Origin of the sequence: Bacillus salitolerans (genome assembly GCF_042680805.1) — a bacterium.
In the GTDB taxonomy this organism is placed as follows: domain Bacteria; phylum Bacillota; class Bacilli; order Bacillales; family SA4; genus Bacillus_CJ; species Bacillus_CJ salitolerans.
The window spans coordinates 536,134-559,702 of the sequence record NZ_JBHUEM010000003.1 but is presented as its reverse complement, the minus strand read 5'-3'; the positions used below and the strand labels follow the sequence as shown (position 1 = coordinate 559,702).

Annotated in this window: 24 protein-coding genes; all 24 read right to left on the bottom strand. The window is 37.7% G+C overall.

Annotated elements, in window-relative coordinates; translation table 11 throughout:
• Nucleotides 1–4: 4 nt before the first annotated feature.
• Nucleotides 5–1,165: an ADP-forming succinate--CoA ligase subunit beta gene (gene sucC, locus ACFSCX_RS04400; RefSeq protein WP_377926907.1), complete on the bottom strand. Its 1,161-nt coding sequence runs from the start codon at nucleotides 1,163–1,165 to the stop codon at nucleotides 5–7.
• Nucleotides 1,166–1,399: 234 nt separating this feature from the next.
• Nucleotides 1,400–1,693: a FlhB-like flagellar biosynthesis protein gene (locus ACFSCX_RS04395; RefSeq protein ID WP_377926906.1), complete on the bottom strand. Its 294-nt coding sequence runs from the start codon at nucleotides 1,691–1,693 to the stop codon at nucleotides 1,400–1,402.
• A complete protein-coding gene (locus ACFSCX_RS04390) occupies nucleotides 1,690–3,426 on the bottom strand; it encodes a hypothetical protein (protein WP_377926905.1) in 1,737 nt (578 codons plus the stop codon). Before ACFSCX_RS04390 ends, ACFSCX_RS04395 begins: the two co-directional genes overlap by 4 nt.
• A gap of 4 nt (nucleotides 3,427–3,430) precedes the next feature.
• On the bottom strand, nucleotides 3,431–4,213 hold the full coding sequence (locus ACFSCX_RS04385; protein ID WP_377926904.1) for a ribonuclease HII: 783 nt from the start codon (nucleotides 4,211–4,213) through the stop codon (nucleotides 3,431–3,433).
• A gap of 216 nt (nucleotides 4,214–4,429) precedes the next feature.
• Nucleotides 4,430–5,299: a ribosome biogenesis GTPase YlqF gene (ylqF, locus tag ACFSCX_RS04380; protein WP_377926903.1), complete on the bottom strand. Its 870-nt coding sequence runs from the start codon at nucleotides 5,297–5,299 to the stop codon at nucleotides 4,430–4,432.
• Between the two features lie 392 nt (nucleotides 5,300–5,691).
• Nucleotides 5,692–6,243: a signal peptidase I gene (gene lepB / locus ACFSCX_RS04375; RefSeq protein WP_377926902.1), complete on the bottom strand. Its 552-nt coding sequence runs from the start codon at nucleotides 6,241–6,243 to the stop codon at nucleotides 5,692–5,694.
• Between the two features lie 105 nt (nucleotides 6,244–6,348).
• The gene (rplS, locus tag ACFSCX_RS04370; RefSeq protein ID WP_377926901.1) at nucleotides 6,349–6,693 is read right to left on the bottom strand and encodes a 50S ribosomal protein L19; all 345 of its coding nucleotides are present in this window, start codon (nucleotides 6,691–6,693) and stop codon (nucleotides 6,349–6,351) included.
• A 138-nt stretch (nucleotides 6,694–6,831) separates the two neighbouring features.
• Nucleotides 6,832–7,563, bottom strand: coding sequence for a tRNA (guanosine(37)-N1)-methyltransferase TrmD (gene trmD, locus ACFSCX_RS04365; RefSeq protein ID WP_377926900.1), 732 nt, complete (start codon nucleotides 7,561–7,563; stop codon nucleotides 6,832–6,834).
• The gene (rimM, locus tag ACFSCX_RS04360; protein ID WP_377926899.1) at nucleotides 7,563–8,081 is read right to left on the bottom strand and encodes a ribosome maturation factor RimM; all 519 of its coding nucleotides are present in this window, start codon (nucleotides 8,079–8,081) and stop codon (nucleotides 7,563–7,565) included. Before rimM ends, trmD begins: the two co-directional genes overlap by 1 nt.
• A gap of 11 nt (nucleotides 8,082–8,092) precedes the next feature.
• Nucleotides 8,093–8,470, bottom strand: a complete 378-nt coding sequence (locus ACFSCX_RS04355) for a YlqD family protein (protein ID WP_377926898.1) — start codon at nucleotides 8,468–8,470, stop codon at nucleotides 8,093–8,095.
• 224 nt (nucleotides 8,471–8,694) lie between these two features.
• A complete protein-coding gene (locus tag ACFSCX_RS04350; protein WP_377926897.1) occupies nucleotides 8,695–8,922 on the bottom strand; it encodes a KH domain-containing protein in 228 nt (75 codons plus the stop codon).
• A gap of 12 nt (nucleotides 8,923–8,934) precedes the next feature.
• Nucleotides 8,935–9,207, bottom strand: coding sequence for a 30S ribosomal protein S16 (gene rpsP, locus ACFSCX_RS04345; protein WP_377926895.1), 273 nt, complete (start codon nucleotides 9,205–9,207; stop codon nucleotides 8,935–8,937).
• Between the two features lie 335 nt (nucleotides 9,208–9,542).
• Nucleotides 9,543–10,886, bottom strand: a complete 1,344-nt coding sequence (gene ffh, locus ACFSCX_RS04340) for a signal recognition particle protein (RefSeq protein ID WP_377926894.1) — start codon at nucleotides 10,884–10,886, stop codon at nucleotides 9,543–9,545.
• A gap of 12 nt (nucleotides 10,887–10,898) precedes the next feature.
• On the bottom strand, nucleotides 10,899–11,219 hold the full coding sequence (locus ACFSCX_RS04335) for a putative DNA-binding protein (protein WP_377926892.1): 321 nt from the start codon (nucleotides 11,217–11,219) through the stop codon (nucleotides 10,899–10,901).
• Nucleotides 11,220–11,352: 133 nt separating this feature from the next.
• Entirely contained in the window at nucleotides 11,353–12,348 is a 996-nt protein-coding gene (gene ftsY, locus ACFSCX_RS04330) for a signal recognition particle-docking protein FtsY (RefSeq protein WP_377926890.1), read from the bottom strand.
• A 21-nt stretch (nucleotides 12,349–12,369) separates the two neighbouring features.
• Complete coding sequence (smc, locus tag ACFSCX_RS04325) at nucleotides 12,370–15,936, bottom strand: chromosome segregation protein SMC (RefSeq protein ID WP_377926888.1); 3,567 nt, start codon at nucleotides 15,934–15,936, stop codon at nucleotides 12,370–12,372.
• Nucleotides 15,937–16,042: 106 nt separating this feature from the next.
• Nucleotides 16,043–16,768, bottom strand: coding sequence for a ribonuclease III (rnc, locus tag ACFSCX_RS04320; protein ID WP_377926887.1), 726 nt, complete (start codon nucleotides 16,766–16,768; stop codon nucleotides 16,043–16,045).
• Nucleotides 16,769–16,892: 124 nt separating this feature from the next.
• Nucleotides 16,893–17,126 (bottom strand): acyl carrier protein, encoded by a 234-nt coding sequence (gene acpP, locus ACFSCX_RS04315; RefSeq protein ID WP_377926886.1) that lies wholly within the window; start codon nucleotides 17,124–17,126, stop codon nucleotides 16,893–16,895.
• Nucleotides 17,127–17,197: 71 nt separating this feature from the next.
• Entirely contained in the window at nucleotides 17,198–17,938 is a 741-nt protein-coding gene (gene fabG, locus ACFSCX_RS04310; RefSeq protein ID WP_377926885.1) for a 3-oxoacyl-[acyl-carrier-protein] reductase, read from the bottom strand.
• On the bottom strand, nucleotides 17,938–18,885 hold the full coding sequence (fabD, locus tag ACFSCX_RS04305; RefSeq protein WP_377926883.1) for an ACP S-malonyltransferase: 948 nt from the start codon (nucleotides 18,883–18,885) through the stop codon (nucleotides 17,938–17,940). Before fabD ends, fabG begins: the two co-directional genes overlap by 1 nt.
• A 2-nt stretch (nucleotides 18,886–18,887) precedes the next feature.
• Nucleotides 18,888–19,901 (bottom strand): phosphate acyltransferase PlsX, encoded by a 1,014-nt coding sequence (plsX, locus tag ACFSCX_RS04300; RefSeq protein WP_377926882.1) that lies wholly within the window; start codon nucleotides 19,899–19,901, stop codon nucleotides 18,888–18,890.
• A 29-nt stretch (nucleotides 19,902–19,930) separates the two neighbouring features.
• Nucleotides 19,931–20,509, bottom strand: coding sequence for a transcription factor FapR (gene fapR / locus ACFSCX_RS04295; protein WP_377926881.1), 579 nt, complete (start codon nucleotides 20,507–20,509; stop codon nucleotides 19,931–19,933).
• Between the two features lie 103 nt (nucleotides 20,510–20,612).
• Nucleotides 20,613–22,661, bottom strand: coding sequence for an ATP-dependent DNA helicase RecG (recG, locus tag ACFSCX_RS04290; RefSeq protein WP_377926880.1), 2,049 nt, complete (start codon nucleotides 22,659–22,661; stop codon nucleotides 20,613–20,615).
• On the bottom strand, nucleotides 22,654–23,541 hold the full coding sequence (gene sdaAA, locus ACFSCX_RS04285) for an L-serine ammonia-lyase, iron-sulfur-dependent, subunit alpha (RefSeq protein WP_377926878.1): 888 nt from the start codon (nucleotides 23,539–23,541) through the stop codon (nucleotides 22,654–22,656). The genes recG and sdaAA overlap by 8 nt, the downstream gene beginning before the upstream one ends.
• Nucleotides 23,542–23,569: the final 28 nt, after the last annotated feature.

Sequence of the window (23,569 nt, the reverse complement as noted above, 5' to 3'; positions counted from 1 at the left end):
TTTCTTATCCTACTAGTGATACGATTTTTTGTGCGCCGTCTGCCATTGAATCTGCAGCATTAATATCTAAACCAGACTCAGATAGAATTTTCTTACCTAAATCTACGTTTGTACCTTCTAGACGAACAACTAAAGGCACTTTTAATCCTACTTGCTTCGCAGCTTCAACGACACCTGTAGCAATAACGTCACATTTCATGATTCCACCGAAGATGTTAACAAAAATCCCTTTTACATTTTCATCTGACAGAATGATTTTAAATGCTTCTGTTACCTTCTCAGCAGTAGCTCCGCCACCAACGTCAAGGAAGTTTGCAGGGTCTCCGCCGTAGTGCTTAATGATATCCATTGTAGCCATAGCAAGACCAGCCCCGTTAACCATACATCCGATGTTACCATCTAGTGAGATATAAGACAGATCATATTTTGAAGCCTCAATTTCTTTTTGATCTTCTTCATCAAGATCACGATATTCTAAGATGTCTTTATGGCGATATAAAGCATTAGAGTCAAAATTCAGCTTTGCATCAAGTGCGATAACATCCCCGTCACCTGTTACTACAAGTGGGTTTATTTCAGCAATAGAGCAATCCTTTTCAACGAATGCTGTGTATAATCCCATCATAAACTTAACAGCTTTACCAACTAATTCTTTTGGTATGTTAATATTGAATGCAATTCTTCTTGCTTGGAATCCTTGAAGACCAATTGCAGGATCAATTACTTCCTTGAAAATCTTCTCAGGTGTTTGTTCTGCTACTTCTTCAATTTCTGTTCCACCTTCTTCAGAAGCCATTAAAACAACACGTGAAGTTGCACGGTCTAAAACTAAACCAATATAATACTCTTTTTTAATATCGCAACCTTCTTCAATCAGTAAGCGCTTAACTTCTTTTCCTTCTGGACCTGTTTGGTGAGTAACTAATGTCTTGCCTAAAATTTCGTTAGCGTATGTACGAACTTCATCTAAGTTCTTTGCAACTTTTACACCACCAGCTTTTCCACGTCCACCAGCATGGATTTGTGCTTTTACAACACAAATTTGTGTTCCTAGTTCCTTTGCCGCTTCAACAGCTTCATCTACTGTGAATGCAACTCTTCCATTTGGGACCGAAACCCCATATTTTCTGAGGATCTCTTTACCTTGATACTCATGGATATTCATTATTCATCCTCCTAACATTATGTAAGGCTATTCTCATATCATATCATGCCCCTCTTTTTTTCAAAAAACCGAAACAAAATACGTACGAACAATACCTTATTATACATAAAATAATAGACTGCGTTTTCATTGTATAAAATGACGCTATCATTGTCTACTATTCAAGAAGATTTAATGGTTGAACGGTGAAAAATTTAAATTTTTCGAATTATCTATCAAAAAAGTCTACTATTTTTACATAGTAGACTTTCTTGGGTGATGTTTATCTACGCGGTAAATAAAAGCAAACACTTCTGCAACAGCTTGATACAATTCTTCTGGAATGGTCTCATTAATTTGAAGCTGGCTCAATACTTCAACTAGAGACGGGTCCTCTTGTATAGGTACATCATGCTCGATCGCCTTCTCGATAATGTTTTCGGCTATAATTCCTTTTCCTTTTGCGATTACTTTAGGAGCTGATTGCTTATTGTTATCATATGAAAGAGCTATCGCTTCTGCGCGTTTATGTTTTTGCATATCATTCATATCCTTAAATCAACTCCTTGGTAGGATTCTTGAGAAAACAAGTTTTTACCAGTAGGCAGTTTATGTGACAACGGTTTTTGATGTAAAGTAGATGGTACCAATTTTACCTTTGATAAAGTATAGTTCAATTCAGCGAGCTGAGCCTTTAACACCTCTTGATGTTGTAATAGTAGCGACTCTAATCCCTCAGTATCGTTAATAATATGAATATTAATGACCCGATTTTGAACTTGCATGTCAATCACTGTCTGCTCGATATTTTGAAGATCCAAGTAAAATAATATTCTACAAAAACTAGGATCAATTTGTCCATCTTTTGTCCTTCTACCACTCCACTGAAGTGTCAAATCTGTTCGTTTTTCTCCAAAATTTAAAGGGAATTGCATGAATAGCTGCTGCAAAGGACCTGATGTTTCTTGTGATAATAGTTGTAATCCAGTTAATCTATGCATAAAGGGCTCAAGTTCTTTTCCACTTACACCAGCCTCCTTTATTACCTTCATCAAAAGTGGCTTCAACTCCTCAAGCTCTTGGGCAATTTCTTGATTCCCAAACTTTACCCATGATTCCAATTTCTTTTCGTACTCAAGACCTAGTGATTCGAACACTTGCCTAAAAAGCTGCTTTACATCAGTTCCTGAATCAAGCTTTAACTTAGGTTGAAGGTATTGGTCATTAATTTGTCGAAGAAGTTTTCTTTCTGCTTCATTCAAAGACTCATTCGAATTTAATAGAGCAGAAATCTGACTTGGAAGCTTCTGTGTTCTTTCAGGTGATATGATACTTTGAGTAACTTTAGAGGAGTTCAATAGTAAGTCCAATAACTGACTCGTTTGCTTTCCTTCACTTGCTGTGGGACTAACCTTTAACATCGGCTTTTCAGAAGTGTTTTGGACGGGTGCTGTTATTGATTTTTTCACATCAAGCTGATGAATCAAATCACTAATAACCTGTTCCTGTGAACCTCTTGCTGGAAGGATGTTAAGTTTTTGGAGTAGCCGATAAGACGTTTCTTGACCCTCAACGTTTGAATTTGGTGATAGCCATTGCTTTAACAGCTCTGTTGCAACTTTTATTCCTTCATCAGCTGTTGACAGACCTAATAAGCTAGAGACTGTATGCCTCAAAAGTTGAATAGATGTAGAATGCTCAAACTTAGGACCATTAATCAAGTTACTCAGCTTTTCTAATTGATGCGTTAGTGACGAAGAATCTTGAAGTGCAACCATGGATTTATAGGTCTGATGTGTAAACGGTAACTCTTTTTTTATCATAAATTCTAATGCAGGCAATGCTTTCGACATATCCTTTGTCTCTTTCACCCACTCTGCTGCCTTGAGTAAAAGCTCCTTCGTAAAAGGAAGCTCCTTTGAAAGTAAAAATTGGAGTAATTGTTGATTTGGTTTACTTTCGGGTAGGTTAAATTGTCTTAAGAGTAGGTGGGTAGATTCTTGACTACGATGGTGTCCATTCGGTCTTTCATCTAATACTCTTAATCTAATATCCCCTTCCTTACTAGGCTGCACCTCAAACCAATGTCTTTCCATGATGTTTAAGGAGGCTTCGAGTTGTGCATGTATTCTCATTGCCCCTAATTGAACAAGAGCTGTTTGATTTGGAAATAGCTTTTCAATCTTTCCAAAAAACAATTGTCCTGGTCTTAATGTCGAAACGTTCACCTTAGCTAAATGGTCACTTTTGGCTAAGGTTTGCATAATTTGAATTGGATTCATGCACTCACCCCTTTGCTTCCTTAACTTCCTCTCTTATAGGAGAGAAGGTCCTTCTATGCTCTCCGATAATTCCATGCATTGAAATAGCTTCAATATGTTGCTTTGTTCCATATCCCATATGCTTCTCAAAACCATACTCTGGATATGCTTCCCCCATTCTCTTCATATAACGATCCCTCGTAACCTTTGCAATGATGGAGCTTGCGGCAATTGAAATACTTTTTTGATCACCTTTAACAAGTGATAGTTGCGGTATGTTTATAGGAAGCTTCATCGCATCAATTAATAAATAGTGAGGCTTTACCTGTAACATGTTGATTGCTTTAAGCATTGCACGTTTAGTGGCTTCATATATATTTATTTCATCAATTTGTTTAGCGGGAATGATTCCTATGCCAATACTAATTGCAGAAGCTTGGATTTGATCAAACAAGTATTCTCTTTTTTCTTCTGATAGTTGTTTTGAATCATTTATGCCTAAGACAGAAAAACCTTCAGGAAGTATGACAGCAGCTGCAACTACAGGTCCAGCTAATGGTCCTCTTCCTACTTCATCCACACCAGCTATGAATTCATACCCCTGATTTTTATACTCTTTTTCATATACGGACATTGCAGTTAATTGTCCTTGTAATTGCTTAAGAAGCATTTGCTTTTTTTCCCATTTTTCAAGAAGCTTTAAGACCCCTTTTCTTTTATCTTTATACAGATCTCTTAGAATATTTTTATCAACTTCACTCTTTGAGAGAATCTCTCCAATTTCTTCAATAGTATAGTTTTTGTTCATTTTTCGTTCGCCCTCACTTCTACTTTTATATCGGCCATTTGGGCAAAAAATATAGACCTGATATAAAAACAGGTCTATTTCAGAATAATTGACAAGCGCTCGCTTTCAATCAGTTTAACAATATTCAATTTACATGTTGCATTCTAACGAATCGAATTGGCTATTATTCATACCAATCGTTATATGTACATACATAAGAGTTAGTATTTTAGCTACCTAGGTATGACTGTTCTCCCAATCTGAGGGAACTTCAAAGGTCAGTTTTCCTACTTTCCCTCCGCGGATTTCTCTAAGCACTAATTCCGACGTTTTATCGTAATCCACCATTCCTCCTCCCATTAAACAACCTCTACGTTTACCTATCTCATCAAACAAGTCTACAATTTCATCTGGGATTTCATCTAGCTGATAGCGCTCTTTAAATTCAACTGGGTAATGTGTGGATAAAAATCTCAAAGCAAAAACAGCAACGTCCTGAAGATTTAAGATTGTATCTTTTATGGCACCAGTAGTGGCTAAACGTAATCCTACTTGCTGATCCTCAAATTTAGGCCATAAAATCCCTGGCGTATCTAGTAATTCAAGTTCCTTTCCAACTTTTATCCACTGTTGAGCTGTTGTTACTCCTGGCCTATCCCCCGTTTTTGCTAAATTCCGCTTTGCAAGCTTATTTATAAGTGTCGATTTACCTACATTCGGAATTCCAACAATTAATACGCGAATGGCGCGGGGGGATACAACCCCTTTAGCCCTCATTTTCTCCCACTTTTCTTTTACAAGTCCTTGACACGCTTCAACGATTTGCTTCATTCCTTTACCAGATTGAGCATCAATTGCTAAGGTTTTAATACCTTTAGTTTGAAAAAATTGAATCCATTCACGTGTTTTTTTATCATCTGCTAAATCTGCCTTGTTTAATAGCATTAAACGAGGTTTAGATGTTACAATTTCATCTATCATTGGATTCCGAGATGAGTGAGGGATACGCGCATCTGCTAATTCAATAACTACATCAATCAGTTTTAGTTTTTCTTGAACTTGCCTTCTTGCTTTCGCCATATGCCCTGGAAACCATTGAATTGTCATCGGATGAACCTCCTTACTTTCATAAGTTTCTCTGTAGTCTTTATTATGTCTAAAAACGTATATCTTTTTCCATCAGAAAAAACGTCAAGCAATCGTATCATCCTATAGTTAAACCATATGATGAAGAGTATTCTTTGAAACAAAGAAAAAAGGCGCAAGCGCCCCGATTAGCCTTAGGCAGAGCGAATGTTCTGTAATAAAGAAAAAGGAAATCTTTCCTATTTCTTCATACAGGTTATTTGCCCTCAGGCGGGTTGGGCACTGGAGCCGAATTAATACGCACATCACTCAGTTATCCACAAGTGATGAGCTTTTATAGTTTCCTTAACAATAAAAGAAAGGGAATGAGTTTTACTCTTCCCTTTTTATCCGAGCCGTCAATATAGGACAACTCATTCTACGATTCGGAACTCTGAAATTGGCCAAAAGACAATTCCTGTTTTACCAATAACCTTATCCATTGGGACAAAACCGATGCTTCGACTATCCTTGCTAAAACGTCTATTATCACCCATGACAAATAAATGTCCATCTGGCACTTCATTCTGACCTGTTAATTCCTCTAACTCAAAATCATAGGTCAATGGAGAATCAACAATTTCGTTTTTAGCGGTTTGAAGATAAGGTTCTTCAACGGGTTCACCATTTATGTACAAAACATCATTTTTATAAGAGACATGATCACCAGGTAAACCAATGATACGCTTAATATAATCTTTTTCTTCAGGTGCATGAAAAACGACAATATCAAATCGTTTTGGTTCTCCGAGTTGGTAACTAAACTTATTTACAATCATTTTATTTTGGTCATGGAGGGTCGGCATCATGGAAAGTCCGTCTACAACTATTGGTGCAAAAAGAAAATAGCGAATCGCTCCTGCTAGTAACACGGCTATAGCAAGCGCTTTAATCCATTCCCATGCTTCGCTTTTTTGACGAGTCATTTTCTCTCCTCCAACATAGAATATTAAAATAGTGCTTCTTTGTGCCACGATTCATATTATTGGTGTGAAAAAGGAGCTTGATTCACAAGCTCCTTTACATTTTTATTATCGAATTTCCTTGATACGTGCAGCTTTTCCACGTAGGTTACGTAAGTAGTAAAGCTTCGCACGGCGTACTTTACCGCGTCGAATCACTTCAATTAACGTAATCTTTGGTGTATGCACAGGGAATGTACGCTCAACACCAACACCGTAAGAAATCTTACGTACTGTGAAAGTTTCGCTAATTCCACCACCACGACGCTTAATTACAACACCTTCAAAAATCTGGATACGCTCACGGCTTCCTTCAACTACCTTTACGTGTACTCGTACAGTGTCTCCAGAACGAAAAGCAGGTAAGTCAGACTTAAGTTGGTCTTTTGTAATTTCTTCAATTAGTTTTTGCATCGTCTTCAACTCCTTCCAACAGACGCTCATAACAATGCTTGTATCATTGCAGCGGAACACCTTGATAACGACTGACATATTTGCCTAAGTCACATGTGATATCATACCATACGAATGAAATATATTCAATAGCTAGTTCTATTCGTTTTCAAATTCCTTTAGCCATTTTATTTGCTCAGCAGAAAGCACCTCTTTTTTTATTAAATCAGGTCTTCTCTGAAATGTTCGTTTTAAAGACTCTTTTGAACGCCATTCTTCAATATGTTTGTGATTACCTGATAAAAGCACCTCGGGTACCACCATCCCCCTAAAATCGGCAGGTCTCGTGTATTGTGGATGCTCTAAATAACCAGTACTAAAGGAGTCCCTCATATGGGATAGTTCATTTCCTAACACATCGGGTAAAAGCCGCACAACGCTATCAACAATCACCATTGAAGCTAGCTCTCCACCGGTTAAGACATAATCGCCTATTGATATTTCATCAGTCACTAAATGTTCACGAATCCGTTCGTCATACCCTTCATAATGCCCACAAATAAAAATTAAGTGTTCTTCATTAGCTAACTCTTCCGCTTTTTTTTGGGTAAAGGTTTCCCCTTGAGGACACATTAGAATAATTCTAGGTTTTTTTTCCTTATGGGATGTGAGTTGATCCACAGCATCAAATATCGGTTGAGGGGTAAGAACCATACCTTCTCCTCCACCATAAGGATAATCATCAACATTTTTATGTTTATTCTCAGAATAATCACGAAAATTGTGAGCTTGTATCGTTACAGCCTCTTTCTCCTGAGCCTTTTTCAAAATCGAATTATTTAACACACCCACGAACATTTCAGGAAACAGTGTTAATATATCAATCTTCATTATGAAAGCAATCCTTCCATGGGATGAATTATGATTTTCTTATGTTCTGTATCAATCTGTAAGACTACATCCTCAATATAAGGAATTAAGACATCCTTCTCTCCTTCTCTACTGATGACCCAGACATCATTGGCTCCGGTTGAAATGATCTCTTTTATTTTACCAATCTCAAGACCATCTTCAGAAATTACCTGGCAACCAATGATCTCGTGATAATAATACTCACCTTCATCTAGCTCTCCTAACTGCTCTTCTGGAACCTTTAATATACTCCCTTTGAATTTTTCCACATCATTAATAGTATGGAGTCCTTCAAACGTTAGTAAATCGAAATTCTTATGCACTCGATGAGATGCCACCTTTACAGGGACCGGTTTTTCATTTTGATTTGTAAAGATAAATAACATATTTCCTTTTGCATATCGTTGCTGCGGGAAATCGGTGGTTGAAATGACCCGAACTTCTCCTTTTATTCCTTGAGTATTAACAATTTTCCCTACATTAAACCATTTTTGCACTCACAACACCTCTATCGTATTTCAATTACCTTGCCTTCCTTGATAATGATTGTTTTGTCAAGATCTACCCAGTTATCACCGACATTAACGTCAACCATAGCTTGTACTTCTTTTTCTTTTAGTTCACTACCTAATGGTAGCATATGTAGTTGTTGGATTTGAAAATCAATGTTTTTAATTTTTTCCAATCTTTGTTTCATTTCTTTCTCATATATTCTTGCTGCAGGAGATGGGTATGAAGTAGTTGATTCAAGTTTCTTTCGCTCAAAGCGTAGTTGTTCATGTTCCTTTTGTAACTGAAGTTTTTTTTCATTCAGTTTTTCACTCAGTTCCAGCTTGCTTTTTTCAGTTAGGACTTGTTTGACGACCACTTTTTGAAGGATTTTCAAGCATATCATCTCCTAAAAATATGTATCAAGACTAGGCTTTAAAAAACATTAGGCTCCTAAAATTCATTTGAATGTTGTATCGAAGTATTCAAACTGAAACCTGTGAAAGGAAACAAGGATTGGAGGTAAAGGGTGTAAAACATTCTTGAGATTTAAAAAAAGGGAGAGGAAATCCTCGCCCTTTTTTCTAGTAGATCATGATGAAACGTTTGTGATCTTTAGTGTTATTGAATATCTAGATGAATACGTTTATTGTTTTTAGAAGTCGTGGAATAAATAATAGTTCGGATTGCCTTTGCTACTCGTCCGTTTTTACCAATTACTTTTCCTACGTCCTCTTTGTGAACAGCTAATTTATACGTGATTGTGTGATTGTCCTCTACTTCCGTAATGACAACCTCTTCTGGATAGTCAACCAAAGGCTTTACAATCGTTTCGATTAATTCCTTCATATTTACCACGTTCTACTTGCTATTTCTTGCATTGTGGAACTTTTCCATAATTCCTTGCTTTGAAAATAAGTTACGAACTGTATCAGATGGCTTAGCACCATTTTGTAACCATTTAAGAGCTAGCTCTTCGTTGATATTCACTTGAGCTGGAGCAGCAACTGGATTGTATGTCCCAATCTCTTCGATATTACGACCGTCACGAGGAGAACGAGAATCTGCTACTACTACACGATAAAAAGGATTTTTCTTTGAACCCATACGCTTTAAACGAATTTTTACTGCCATTTTATATAGCACCTCCGAATATTTTTACTGTAATGTGTTTATATTTATAAACCTTTGTTAGTAAACAACAAAGATTATAATATCAGTAAGCAAAATGTTTGTAAAGTATTTTTTCTTAACAGTTATAGAAAAAAGCTTAAGTGCCCCCAGTTTGGCCTAAAATCGCCGACTTCCTGTCGGTAACGGCCAAACCCTGCACATCCTGTGCTCTCGCGACAAGAAAATGTTCCTTGGAGAGAAAAAGGGTTATTTGACCTCGAGTGGCAGGGCACTGAAGCCAGATTACCAAAGAACTATGTTTAAAAGAAACCCACAAAATTTAGACTATTCAATCATTACATAAAAGGTAATTTAAACCCGCCTTTTTTCTTACCTTTTTGCATGTTTGTCATTTGCTTCATCATTTTTTTCATATCTTCAAACTGCTTTAAAAGGCGATTTACTTCTTGAACAGAAGTACCACTTCCTTTGGCAATTCGCTTTTTTCTACTTGCATTAATCAACTCGGGTTGAATTTTCTCTTTTTTCGTCATCGATTTGATAATAGCCTCAACATGACTAATCTGCTTATCATCAACCTGGACATTTTTCAAGCCTTTAATTTTGTTAGCTCCTGGGAGCATCCCAAGAATTTCATCTAGCGGTCCCATTTTTCTAACTTGGTCCAACTGTTCTAGAAAGTCATCAAAAGTGAAAGACATAGTTCGCATTTTTTGCTCTAATTCTTTCGCTTTTTGTTCATCTACATTTGCTTGAGCTTTCTCTATTAAGGTTAGTACATCACCCATACCGAGTATTCGAGAAGCCATTCTTTCAGGGTGGAAAGGTTCAATGGCATCCATTTTTTCACCAAGTCCAACGAATTTTATTGGAGTATTTGTAACGGCTTTTACAGATAGCGCCGCACCACCTCGAGTATCTCCATCAAGCTTTGTTAATACAACTCCAGTAATGTCTAATTGTTCATTAAAGCTTTCTGCAACATTAACTGCGTCTTGACCTGTCATCGCGTCAACCACGAGAAAAATCTCATCAGGTTTTGCAATTTCCTTAACTTCTCTTAGCTCATCCATTAAGTGTTCATCTACATGGAGACGACCTGCAGTATCAATTAGGACATAATCGTAGTGCTCTTTTTTTGCCTCTTCAATGGCTCTTTTAGCAATTTCAACTGGACTTACTTGATCACCAAGTGAAAATACCGGCATGCTTAATTGTTTCCCCAGAGTTTCAAGCTGTTTTATAGCAGCAGGCCTGTAAATATCCGCTGCAACAAGCATCGGGTTGCGATTATATTTTTTTCGGAGGAGGTTTGCTAGCTTCCCAGTAGTGGTAGTTTTACCCGCCCCTTGAAGTCCAACCATCATGACAACGGTAGGAGGACGATTAGAAACCGCAATTTTACTTTGTTCTCCTCCCATAAGGGCGGTAAGCTCTTCTTGCACTACTTTGATGACTTGCTGACCTGGAGTTAGACTTGTCATAACCTCTTGTCCGACCGCACGCTCGGATACTCGCTTTACAAAGTCCTTCACAACCTTAAAGTTTACATCCGCCTCTAATAAGGCTAGACGAACTTCACGCATCATCTCTTTTACATCTGCTTCTGTTACTTTCCCCTTACCTTTAATACGCTGGATTGTGCTTTGCAAACGTTCTGATAAACCTTCAAACGCCACGATTTACACCCCCTACTCCAATTTCTCAAGCTCGGATAACAGCCTAGAAAGAGGTTCGTTTTCCTTCACTAGTTCTTTACATTGATTTATGAGTTGTTTTCTTGTTTGAAATTTTTCAAAAAGCAGTAGCTTATATTCATACTCTTCAAGCATCGCTTCTGTTCTTTTGATATTGTCATAGACCGCTTGCCTGCTAATCTCATACTCTTCCGCAATCTCACCTAATGAGTAATCCTCTAAGTAATAAAGCTCCATATAGCTTCGCTGCTTTGGCGTTAATAGTGATTGATAAAAATCAAACAAAAAATTCATTCTCGTCGTTTTTTCAAGCACGGGAACATCCCCTTGTTAAGTGAATTGCCATTACAACCAATTATATTACCGTATAGCAGGACATCTGTCAAGTTATTCATCTTGACAGATGTCCTTATTGTCCGTATACAATTAGTATCGAAGAATCATTTCTTTATTCGGCTTGTTCTACTTCTTCTAGCATATCACTGAACAATCCGTATACAAATTGCTCAGCGTTAAACTCTTGTAGGTCATCCATTTTTTCACCTAGTCCAACAAACTTAACTGGAGTATTTAATTCATTGCGAATGGCTAGTACAATCCCACCTTTTGCCGTTCCATCCAGCTTTGTTAACACAATTCCCGTAACATCTGTTGCTTCGGTAAACGTCTTTGCCTGACTCATTGCATTTTGTCCAGTTGTTGCATCAAGAACTAGTAGAACCTCATGCGGAGCTCCTGGAATTTCTCTTTCAATAACTCGTTTTACCTTCTCTAATTCTTTCATTAGATTGACTTTGTTTTGTAATCTTCCAGCTGTATCACATAGTAGGACATCTATATTTCTTGACTTTGCTGCTTGTACAGCATCAAACATGACGGCTGCTGGATCTGAGCCTTCAGATTGTTTAATCACATCTACCCCAACTCTTTCGCCCCAGACCTCTAGCTGTTCGATTGCTCCAGCACGAAATGTATCCCCTGCCGCTAAAAGTACAGATTTCCCTTCCTGTTTTAGTTTATGGGCTAGTTTCCCGATAGAGGTTGTTTTTCCGACACCGTTTACTCCAACAACTAAAATCACCGTTAACCCTTCCTTTATATTGAGTGATGCTTGTTCTTCATCGGTATCACCATTGTATATCTCAACTAGTTTTTCTGAAATAACGGACTGAACATCTTTGGGATCTTGAATATTACGCTTTTTTACTTCATCCTTTAATTCATCTATTAACTCCATTACGGTCTGTACCCCAACGTCAGCTGAGATTAAAATTTCTTCTAGCTCTTCAAAAAAGTCTTCATCCACTTTTCGGTAACGGTATACTAAATCATTCACTTTTTCTGAAAACGAATTTCTTGTTTTCGTTAAGCCCTCTTTGAATTTTTCTGTTACCGTTTCAGTTTGTTTCGAAATTTTTTCTTTCAAATTTTTAAAGAAGCTCATCCTTAACCCTCTTTCACAGATTTATAATTCAACTAGTTCTTTTGTTTCTTCTAATCTTACTGAAACTAGCTTTGAAACACCAGACTCCTGCATGGTTACACCATATAGGACATCACATTCTTCCATTGTGCCTTTTCGATGAGTAATTACAATAAACTGTGTTTCATTACTAAATTTCTTTAAATACATAGCAAATCGGTGAACGTTTGCTTCGTCCAATGCAGCTTCAACTTCGTCCAAAATACAAAATGGAACAGGGCGTACCTTTAATATTGAGAACAGAAGCGCAATCGCTGTTAAGGCTCTCTCTCCACCAGACATTAAGCCTAGATTTTGCAACTTCTTTCCTGGTGGCTGAGCTACAATATCTACACCTGTATTTAGCAAATCTTCTGGATTTGTTAGCACTAAATCAGCTCGTCCCCCGCCAAATAAAGAGCGAAAAACACCTTCAAAATGGGATTTGATACTCGTAAAGGTTGTTTCAAACCTTTTTTTCATTTCATCATCCATTTCATCAATAACTCTAAATAGTGTTTCTTTCGCCTCAACTAAATCGTTCTTTTGCTCTAGTAAAAAGTGATGACGTTCTGATACGCGTTCATACTCTTCTATTGAACCTAAGTTTACGGTTCCGAGCTCCTCAATCGCAAGTTTAATCAGCTTTACCCTTTTCCGAGCGTCAGCTACCTCTATGTGAAGTGGATATTTTTCTTTGGCAGCTTCAAAGGTAAGCATATACTCTTCTCTTAAATGAGTTAATCGATTATCGAGTTCAACATCCAAACGGTTACTCTTTACTTCCTCATCCTTCACAATCTCGACAAGTTGCTTATAAGCCCTTCTTATTTCTTTTAGCTCATTTTCTCGGTCATCAATCTTGTTTTGGAGTTGAAGTCTTTCTTCTCTTCTTGAAGAAATAAGAGATATGGTATCACTTTTTTCTTGGAGTCTTTGTTTCGCTTGTTGTTCAAGCTGTTCTTCACCTGAATCAGTAGAATTCATCTCACTAGTAAGCAATTGTAAATCGTCTGACACTAATCGAAGTGCAGAAGCGGCATTCTCCTTATCTTCTTGTAATCGATCCACTTTTTCTTGTTGATTGAACAGGAGCTGCTTCTTCTCAGCTAATTGAACCTTTAAATTCGTAATCTCAGATTGAACTGTTTCTCTTGATGATTGTTGTTCTGTTTTTAAATTTGTTAATTCCTTAATCGTCACATCAAGTTTTTCTATGTCGAGTTGCAATACTACTAATTGCTTTTGAAGTCGTTCTTTCCGATCACCTAACTCCTTTTGGTCTGATAGAAATAATTTTTTGTCGTGATCATAAAGAGCTAGTCTTTCATTTAAGTTTTTCTCTTCTACCTCTAGTTCACGTATGGAAGCTTTCAAGGTTTGTTGTTCGTACCTCAAATTTTCTCCTTTTGCCCTTAATTCTTCTAACGATGATTCATCTGCTAGGATTGTCTGTTTTAAATTCTTCACAAACCCTTCAAGCTTCTCAGTCTTTTCTTCCATACTAGCTAGCTTTTGTGTCAATTGCTCTAATTCTCGCTGTCTCCCAAGTAATGAACTGGATTTCTGCTTAACTGCTCCTCCTGTCATTGCTCCCCCTGGACTTACAACATCACCCTCAAGGGTGACCAGTCGATAACGGTAGTTGATAATTTTCGCTAATTCGTTTGCCCCTTTTAAATCGGTCGTAATAATGACATTACCGAGTAGGCTTCTGACAACATGATCATGTTTTGATTGATAGGAAATAAGATCTGCAGCGATACCAATAAAGGAATCATGATGTTTAATTTTTTGGATATGTTCTTGTTGAACACTTTTACCCGAGACAACTGACATTGGTAGAAATGTAGCTCTTCCATAATGATTTTTTTTGAGGAACGCAATTGCCTTTCTAGCATTCACTTCTTGGTCCACAACAATATGCTGCGTTGAAGCCCCTAGTGCTATGTCTAAGGCTATTTCATAATCTTTTGGGACGCTTATTAACTCAGCGATAGCTCCTTCGATGCCTTCTAACTTATGATCTCTTGCTTTTAAAACTTCTTTAACACCCTGGAAGAAGCCCGCATAATCCTCCTGCATTTCTTCTAATGTTTCTTTTCTAGACTTAGTCTGCTGGAGGACTTGATAAGCTTGGTATAGCATGGATTCTTTTTTCTGATATTCTTCTTTATCCTTTTCCAGCTTCTGTTGTTTTTTTCGGTATTCAGTAATTTGATGATCAATGACCTCTTGGTGTGATTGTAGCTGGCCCTGTAGTTCTTGTTTTTTAGACTCAACTTCTTTACGCTGAAGAAGAAATTGCTCATTAGAAGAGTCAATTTTCTCACTTTTGGCTTGTTGTTGCTTTAACTGGTCAACAATGTACGTAATTTCATTTCGAGTTGTAGCCTGCTCATTCAGCTTCTCGATATAGTCACTTTTTACATTCTCAAGATCTGCCTCAATATTTTGCGAGTATGATTTCGATAATCTCTCTTTCTCTACTAGTTGAGTGGAAAGTTCTTCTACAACACCTTTCAGTTCAGAAAGTCTTTCTGATTCGAGAAGAATCGCAGACTGAAGATCTTTCATTTTTTGTTCATTATCGGCCCTTTGCTTTTCTAACTGTGATTGATTTTGAGAAGCATTTTTCCTTCTTTCTTTTAATACTTCCTTGCGCCCCTCTACTTTTTCAAGTTCTTCGCTTGCAAGTAGCAATACTTCTTGCAGCTGAGAAATTGATTCGTCAAGTGAACGAACATGGTCCCTTAATTGTTCTAATTCAATTTCTTCCTTTTGAATCGTTGAAGCTAGACCAATTTCCTTATCCTTATTCTCTTCAAGTTGTTTAAGTAGTCTTTCCCACTTTTCATGCAATTCTTCAATCTCATAAACAGTTAATGCTACTTCGATTTTTTCTAATTCTTCTTTTTTCTCAAGAAAGTCCTTTGCTATTGATGCCTGTAGCTTTAGGGGCTCAAGTTGATTCTCTAGCTCATGCAAAATGTCTTCAACACGGTTTAAATTTTCTTGTGTTTCAGCGAGTTTGTACTCTGCCTTCTTTTTTCGGGTTTTATATTTTAAAACCCCAGCCGCCTCTTCAAAAATACTTCTACGTTCTTCAGGCTTACTGCTTAAAATTTCTTCAACCTTACCTTGGGATATGATTGAAAATGCTTCTCTACCAAGTCCTGAATCCATAAACAAATCAACAATATCCTTTAATCTACATGATTGCTTATTTATGTAAAACTCAGAATCTCCGGAACGATACACTCGTCTTGTTACACTTACTTCATGATAATCAATGGGAAGAAATTGATCTTCATTGTCTAACGTCAAAGTAACTTCAGCAACATTCAAAGCCTTACGTGAATCACTTCCAGCAAAGATAATATCCTCCATTTTTGAACCACGTAGTGATCTGGCTGACTGCTCTCCTAATACCCATCTAATAGCATCTGTAATGTTACTTTTCCCACTACCATTTGGGCCTACCACGGCTGTAACACCTGGTACAAAATCTACTGATACTCGTTCAGCAAATGATTTAAATCCAACAATATCTAAACGCTTGAGGAACATTGATTCCACTCCTACTATCTATCTCATGTTTCGATTATTATAAGTCTTCTTCTGCTTGATTTTATCATAAAATGAAGAAGGAATCCCCTTTTTCTTAGGGATTCCTTTATTTTTCCTTTAATGTTTGCAGGGCCATTTGAGCTGCTTGCTGCTCTGCTTCTTTCTTTGATTTTCCTACCCCAGTCCCTAGTGTTTCACCATTTAAATATACTTGTGAGACAAATTCCCGGTTATGAGCAGGGCCTTTCTCTTGTAAAATCTTATATTCGATAATCCCAATGGCATCACGTTGCACAAGCTCCTGTAATTGACTTTTAAAATCCATCACATGAGAAAAAGCACCCTTTTGAATTTTTGGAAAGACAACATCTTCTAAAAATTTCCACACAATTGGAAGGCCTTGATCTAAATAGAGAGAGCCAATAAAAGACTCAAAAACATCAGCTAATAGAGCAGGTCTCTCTCTTCCACCGGTAAGCTCTTCTCCTTTTCCTAATAGGATGAGTTCACCAAACGTAAGCTCATTGGCGAACTTTACAAGTGATGGTTCACAAACGATTGCTGCACGTAGCTTCGTTAACTCTCCTTCACTCATCATAGGAAAAGTTTCAAATAAAAATTTTGAAACGGTAAGCTCTAATACGGCGTCACCTAAAAATTCCAATCGCTCATTGTCCTCAAATGGTCGTTTACGATGCTCATTCACATAAGATGAATGCGTGAAAGCTTGGTATAATAGTTTTTCGTTTTGAAAGTAAATACCGATTTTTTGCTGAAAAGCTTGAAATGCTTCCTTTTGCTTGCTAAATGATCTTCTGTTTGATGATTTCACGGAAACTTGTCCTCCATATTAAAATACACATAATAATAGTCTCTAGTGAAGCAGTTCAATACATATTAGGAAAGCCCCGCACATCAATACGGGACTTTCCATTCAAATCTTTGATGAGAAAAAATTATACATTGCTTTGTATGTAATTAACAGCATCTCCAACTGTTACAATCTTTTCAGCATCCTCATCTGAGATTTCCATGTCAAACTCGTCTTCTAATTCCATTACTAGTTCTACTACGTCTAGGGAATCAGCACCTAAATCATCTTTGAATTTCGATTCTAGCTTGATCTCCGCTTCATCTACTCCAAGACGATCTACGATGATTTTTGTTACGCGCTCTAATACTTCTGCCACTTTAAATCACCTCCCCTCAAGTTATTATAGTAAATTATTGCAAGAAATACTAGTTTTGGGACATACCTATGTTACATAACCATGCCACCATCTACATGCAGAGTTTGACCTGTCATGTATTTACTATCGTCCGAAGCTAGAAATGATACTACTTTTGCAATGTCAGTAGGCTCACCAAACCGAGCCAATGGAATTTGCTTAAGCATTTCATTCTTTACATCCTCTGGAAGTTCGTCAGTCATATCTGTTGTAATAAACCCTGGTGCGACGACATTTACATTTATATTTCTAGATGCTAGCTCCTTTGCAGTTGTTTTTGTTAAACCTATAACACCAGCTTTTGCTGCTACATAATTAGCTTGTCCAGGATTACCACTTACCCCTACAATTGAAGCAATGTTAATGATTTTTCCACTTCTTTGCTTCATCATTTGGCGAGTAACCCCTTTTGTACAATGAAAGACGCCTTTAAGATTTGTATTGATTACAGCATCCCACTCTTCTTCTTTCATTCTCATTAATAGGTTATCCCGCGTAATCCCTGCGTTATTTACGAGAATGTCTAGACGACCATATGTGTCTACTACTGTTTTAATCATATTTGTAACATCTTCACTACTTGATACGTCTGCCTGAATAGCTATTGCCTCTTGGCCCATCGATTTAATTTCATCTACAACCTCATTAGCTTTTGCTTCACTACCTGCATAATTAATAGCAACTGTTGCACCTTTACTTGCAAGCTCTAAAGCTATAGCTTTTCCGATTCCTCTTGAAGCACCTGTAACTAAAGCCACTTTACCCTCAATCATTATTCACTACCCCCTTTTAAAGACTGAATTGCGAGTTGAAGAGATTCTTCATCATACACAGCAAATGCCTTTAATGACCGATCTACTTTTTTTACTAAACCTGATAATACTTTACCTGGTCCGATCTCAACAAATGTATCCACGCCATACTCTACCATCTTTTCGACTGATTGCTGCCAACGAACAGGTGAATACAATTGCTCTATGAGTAAATCCTTAATCTCCATTGAATTGGTAACAGGAGAAGCGTTTACATTTGCAATAAGTGGAACTTTAGCTTCCTTAATTTCAATACTTTCCAATGTTTGTCTTAGTTTTTCAGCTGCAGGCTTCATCAGGCTTGAGTGAAAAGGACCACTGACTTCTAAAGGTATAACACGCTTTGCGCCATTCTCCTTTGCACGTATCGAAGCTATCTCTACACCCTTTGCAGAACCAGATATGACAATTTGTCCGGGACAGTTTAAATTAGCGAGTTGAACAGGGTAGCCTTCTTGGCTCACACTTGAACATACCTTATCTAGTAATTCGGCTTCCATTCCAAGTACTGCCGCCATAGCACCTTGACCTGCAGGTACGGCTTCCTCCATAAATTCTCCGCGCTTTCTAACTGCATAAACCCCATCCTCAAAGGATATCGCTTCAGAAGCAACAAGAGCGGTATACTCACCAAGGCTATGTCCAGCTACGTAATCAGGGACAATCCCAGATTGCTTAAACTTTTCATAGATTGCCACACTTGTTGTTAAAAGAGCAGGCTGTGTATTGGCCGTTAGCGTCAATTGCTCTTGTGGACCTTCAAAAATAAGAGATGATAATGAGGTACCAAGTTTAACGTCTGCACGCTTGAAATAATCTGCGACCTCTGGATACAAATCCGCTAATTGCTTCCCCATACCTACACTTTGAGAACCCTGCCCCGGAAAAATAAAAGCGATCTTACTCATGATTATTCTCCCCTTTCTTCATTGCTCTCCTCTGTCTTTGTCTGGACAGCAGATGTTATGGTTTCTGTTACTTGTTTTTGAAGCATTTCTCTCGTTTGTCTAATCGCATGAAAAACAGCATTAGCATTGGATGATCCATGCGCTTTTATCACTGGTGCCTTTAATCCAAACAAGCTTGCTCCACCATATTCAGAATAATCCATCGTGTTTTTAATACCAACTAATTTTGGCTTTAACACAGCTGCAGCTAACTTACTAGTTACACTGCTATGTAAAGCTGTTTTCAACATAGAAAATACTGATAAAGCAGTACCCTCAATTGTTTTTAATGTAACATTCCCTGTAAACCCATCTGTAACGACTACATCTGCTACTCCGTTTAACAAATCGCGTGCCTCTACATTTCCAACAAAATGCAAATCCTCATTTGAGATTAATCGAAAGGCTTCTCGTGCTAGTTCATTTCCCTTTTTTTCTTCTGTTCCCACATTTAGTAGTCCAACCCTCGGCTTCTTAATGCCACGTACCTTCTCAGCATAAATAGAACCCATAATTGCATATTGTAATAAATGTTCTGGCTTTGCATCGGCATTTGCACCGACATCTAGAAATAAAAAGCCATCTCCACTAATAGTTGGTAGAGTTGGAGCAAGAGCTGGTCTATCAATGCCTTCAATTCTACCAACGACGAAAAGTCCAGCCGTCATAAGTGCCCCAGTATTTCCAGCTGAAATACATGCATCTGCTCTTTTTTCACTAACTTCTTTTGCCATTAGCACCATTGACGAGTTCTTTTTTCTCCTAACGGCTTTAACAGGCTCATCAGTTGCCTCAATTACTTCATCAGTATGTATTATTTGAATTCTATCGGAAGATCGAAGTAAGGGCTGAATTTGCTTTTCATCTCCAACTAATGTTACAGATAAATCTGTGAAAGTTTCAATGGCTTTCATTACACCTAAGACAACTTCTTTTGGTGCATGATCACCGCCCATTGCGTCAATTGCTATTTTCATTATCATCATCCTTATTAGGGGATTCTATTTCAATTTTTATTTTCTACATTACTCGAACGAAACATATGGAATTCTCCTGAAAAAACCGGCTCATTTCCTACATAACTATTTACTTGAACAATGGTTCTTCCCTTTTTGTTGTCACCTGTTGCTACTTTTGCTTTTGCAATTACTCGTTCATGCACCTTCACTTGCCTTGTAAAATGAATATTCGCCTTTGCTGTAAGTGCAAGTTCATCATCTATTACAGCAACAGCAAGCGAATTAGCTTGTGCAAACAAATGATGTCCGCGTGCAATAAGATTCCGTTTAAACACATGCTCTTCTTTTACATCAAAGATTGATATGGCAGAATGGTCTAATTCAATATCGACAATCTCACCGATCACTTCTTCAATTGGTAAGGACTTAACTTCTTGATCTAGTTGCTTTTCTGCTACATGTTTAATCCTCTCACGCAATTCTGGGATCGATAGTTCTAACCTGTCTAACCGAATTGTTTGTATACTTACAGTAAACTTTTCAGCTAGCTCCTCATCCGTAATAAATGGATTCTCTATTATAGTCTCTTGAAGAAGAAGCTGCCTCTCCTTTTTGTTTTTTCGCATCGTAAACACCTTTCGCGCTATTAAGACTAGGTACTAAAAGTAGTATATAATTTAAAAAGGCAGAATGCAACCATTAGTTACAATCTGCCTTTAGTCAACATTATTAATCTAGCTTTTCTCCCGCTAATACTCCTGATTTCTCTATTCTTTCCCTTAAAAGCTTGTATTCCTCTTGATCCCAAAATTCCCTCGACTGTATTAGGTTTACGGCATCTTGTCTTGCTACCTCTAACGCTCGATAATCATGAATCATATCAGCAATCTTGAATTCAGGCATACCGCTTTGTTTTTTTCCAAAAAAATCACCCGGTCCTCTTAATTCTAAATCTTTTTCAGATAAAACAAAACCATCGTTCGTTTCGGTCATAATCCGCATTCGTTCTTTTCCAGTCTCCGACTTTGGATCAGCAAGCAAAATACAGTAGGACTGATTCTCACCACGTCCAACTCTCCCTCTAAGCTGATGTAGCTGTGATAGCCCAAACCTTTCAGCGTCATAAATAACCATGATTGTTGCATTTGGTACATTCACGCCCACTTCAACAACTGTTGTAGAAACGAGGACGTTCACCTCGTTTGTACTAAATGCTCTCATTACTTCTTCTTTCTCGTCTGATGTAAGCCTACCATGCATTAAACCAACTGAGTACTTCGAAGCAAAATAATGAGTAAGGATACTATGAACATCTAATGCATTTTGTACATCTAGTTTTTCAGATTCTTCAATCAAAGGGCATATGACATAAGCCTGTCTACCTTTTTGTAATTCCTTCTCTACGAAACTAAGAATTCTATCTAGCATATTATGTTTTACCCAATAAGTCTCAATTTGCTTTCTACCTGCTGGGAGCTCATCTATAACCGATACATCCATTTCTCCAAATGCTGTAATGGCTAATGTCCGAGGAATCGGTGTAGCTGTCATAAATAACACATCCGGAGATTCACCTTTTTCTCTAAGTACTCTTCTCTGTTCAACACCGAAACGATGTTGTTCGTCGGTAATAACGAGTCCTAGTGAAAGAAAATCAACTTCTTCTTGAATAAGCGCATGTGTGCCAACCAAAATGTTAATGTTTCCTTGCTTTAAGTCTTCTAAGATTGCTTTTCGTTGTTTTCCTTTAATAGAGGATGTTAAGATTTCAACCCTTATATTCAAAGGAGAAAGTAAAATCGTTAAACTGTGAGCATGTTGCTCTGCTAATATCTCAGTCGGTACCATTAGTGCTCCTTGGTAGCCAGCTAAACAGGAGACATATAATGCAATAGCCGCGACAACCGTTTTCCCTGAGCCAACATCTCCTTGTAATAACCGGTTCATTCGATATGGAGATTTCATATCAGCAATAACCTCTTCAACTACACGTTCTTGGGCTTTTGTTAATGGGAAAGGTAAAGACTGAATAAACATTGATAATGCTTCAGGCTTAAATTCATGACAGATCCCACTAGAATTCTCTCTTTCAAATTTTCGTAACGCTTGCATCTTGAGCTGGAATAATAAAAATTCTTCGTAAACCATTCTACGTCTTGCATGTTTAATTTGCTCGAAGCTGTTTGGAAAATGCAATAGTCGAAGGGTTTGACTTCTTGAGGGGAGTTTATACTGTTTTAGAAGACTTGTAGGTATTATTTCAGCTATATGATGTTCATATTGCTGAAATGCATTTGTAATAAGCCTTTGAAGTGATTTCGTTGTTAAATCACCTTTTGTATGATATAGCGGTTTTAATTCCGAAGTCCTCGTTACATCTCCCATTTTCATTTCACTTACATTAATGGTTTGCCGATGTTGATCCCACTTTCCGGTTAATGTGATACTTCCACCAAGTTCAATTTTATTCTTTAAGTACGCTTGATTAAAGAAAACCGCGGTAACTAATATCCTTTCAACTAAAACTCTAACCGTTAGGCGCGAACGCTTTCGACCATAGAAAGTGAGAGAAGGTTCGCTATGAACCTTCCCCTGTACAGTAACACGCTCATCATGTTTCACATCTTCTAGTTGTTTCAATCGGTAATCCTCATATCTATAAGGAATATGCTCCAATAGGTCTAATACTGTGTATATTCCCATATCATTAAGAGCTTTTTCTCCTTCATCCCCAATACCCTTTACGACAGTTACTGGTTGATGTAGCTCACTATTCATTTTTATTAAGCGGAATACCGAAAATCTTAGCCTCTAATTCTCGACCTGTTGGTGTAGCCGCCAACCCACCTTGAGCTGTTTCTTTTAGAGCCGTAGGCATTGATTGTCCTATTTTAAACATCGCATCAATAACTTCATCACAAGGAATTCTGCTTGTAATTCCTGCAAGTGCCATATCAGCAGCCACCATTGCATTCGCAGCTCCCATTGCATTTCTCTTTACACAAGGAACTTCAACAAGTCCTGCTACTGGATCACACACTAAACCAAGCATGTTTTTGAGTGTAATAGCCATCGCTTCTGCTGATTGGCTTGGGGTCCCACCAGCTAACTCTACAATGGCTGCAGCCGCCATTCCTGATGCAGATCCCACTTCCGCTTGACAGCCCCCAGCAGCCCCTGAAATAGAAGCATTATTTGCAACCACAAATCCAAAAGCGCCGGCTGTAAAGAGAAATTCCACCATTTGTTCTCGAGTAGGATTCAGTTTATCTCGAACTGCAAATAAAGTTCCTGGTACTACACCTGCAGAACCAGCAGTAGGTGTTGCACAAATCGTTCCCATTGCCGCATTCACTTCATTTGTAGCAACTGCTTTACTTACTGCGTCAAGTATTGTTTTTCCAGTTAGAAAATTACCTTTTTCAATATATTTTTGAAGAAGGACAGCATCTCCCCCGGTTAAACCTGAGTGAGATTTAACCCCGGCGATACCTTTTTCAACAGCCTGTTCCATGACAGTTAAATTAGCTTCCATCAATGAGATTACTTCTTCACGGGTTCTTCCTGTAACTCTCATTTCTTGTTCTATCATAATATCTGATATCTTCTTATTTTTTGTTTCAGCTAGTTCTACCAATTCTGCTACATTTCTAAACATATCCGTCCCCCCTGTTTCATTATTTTAG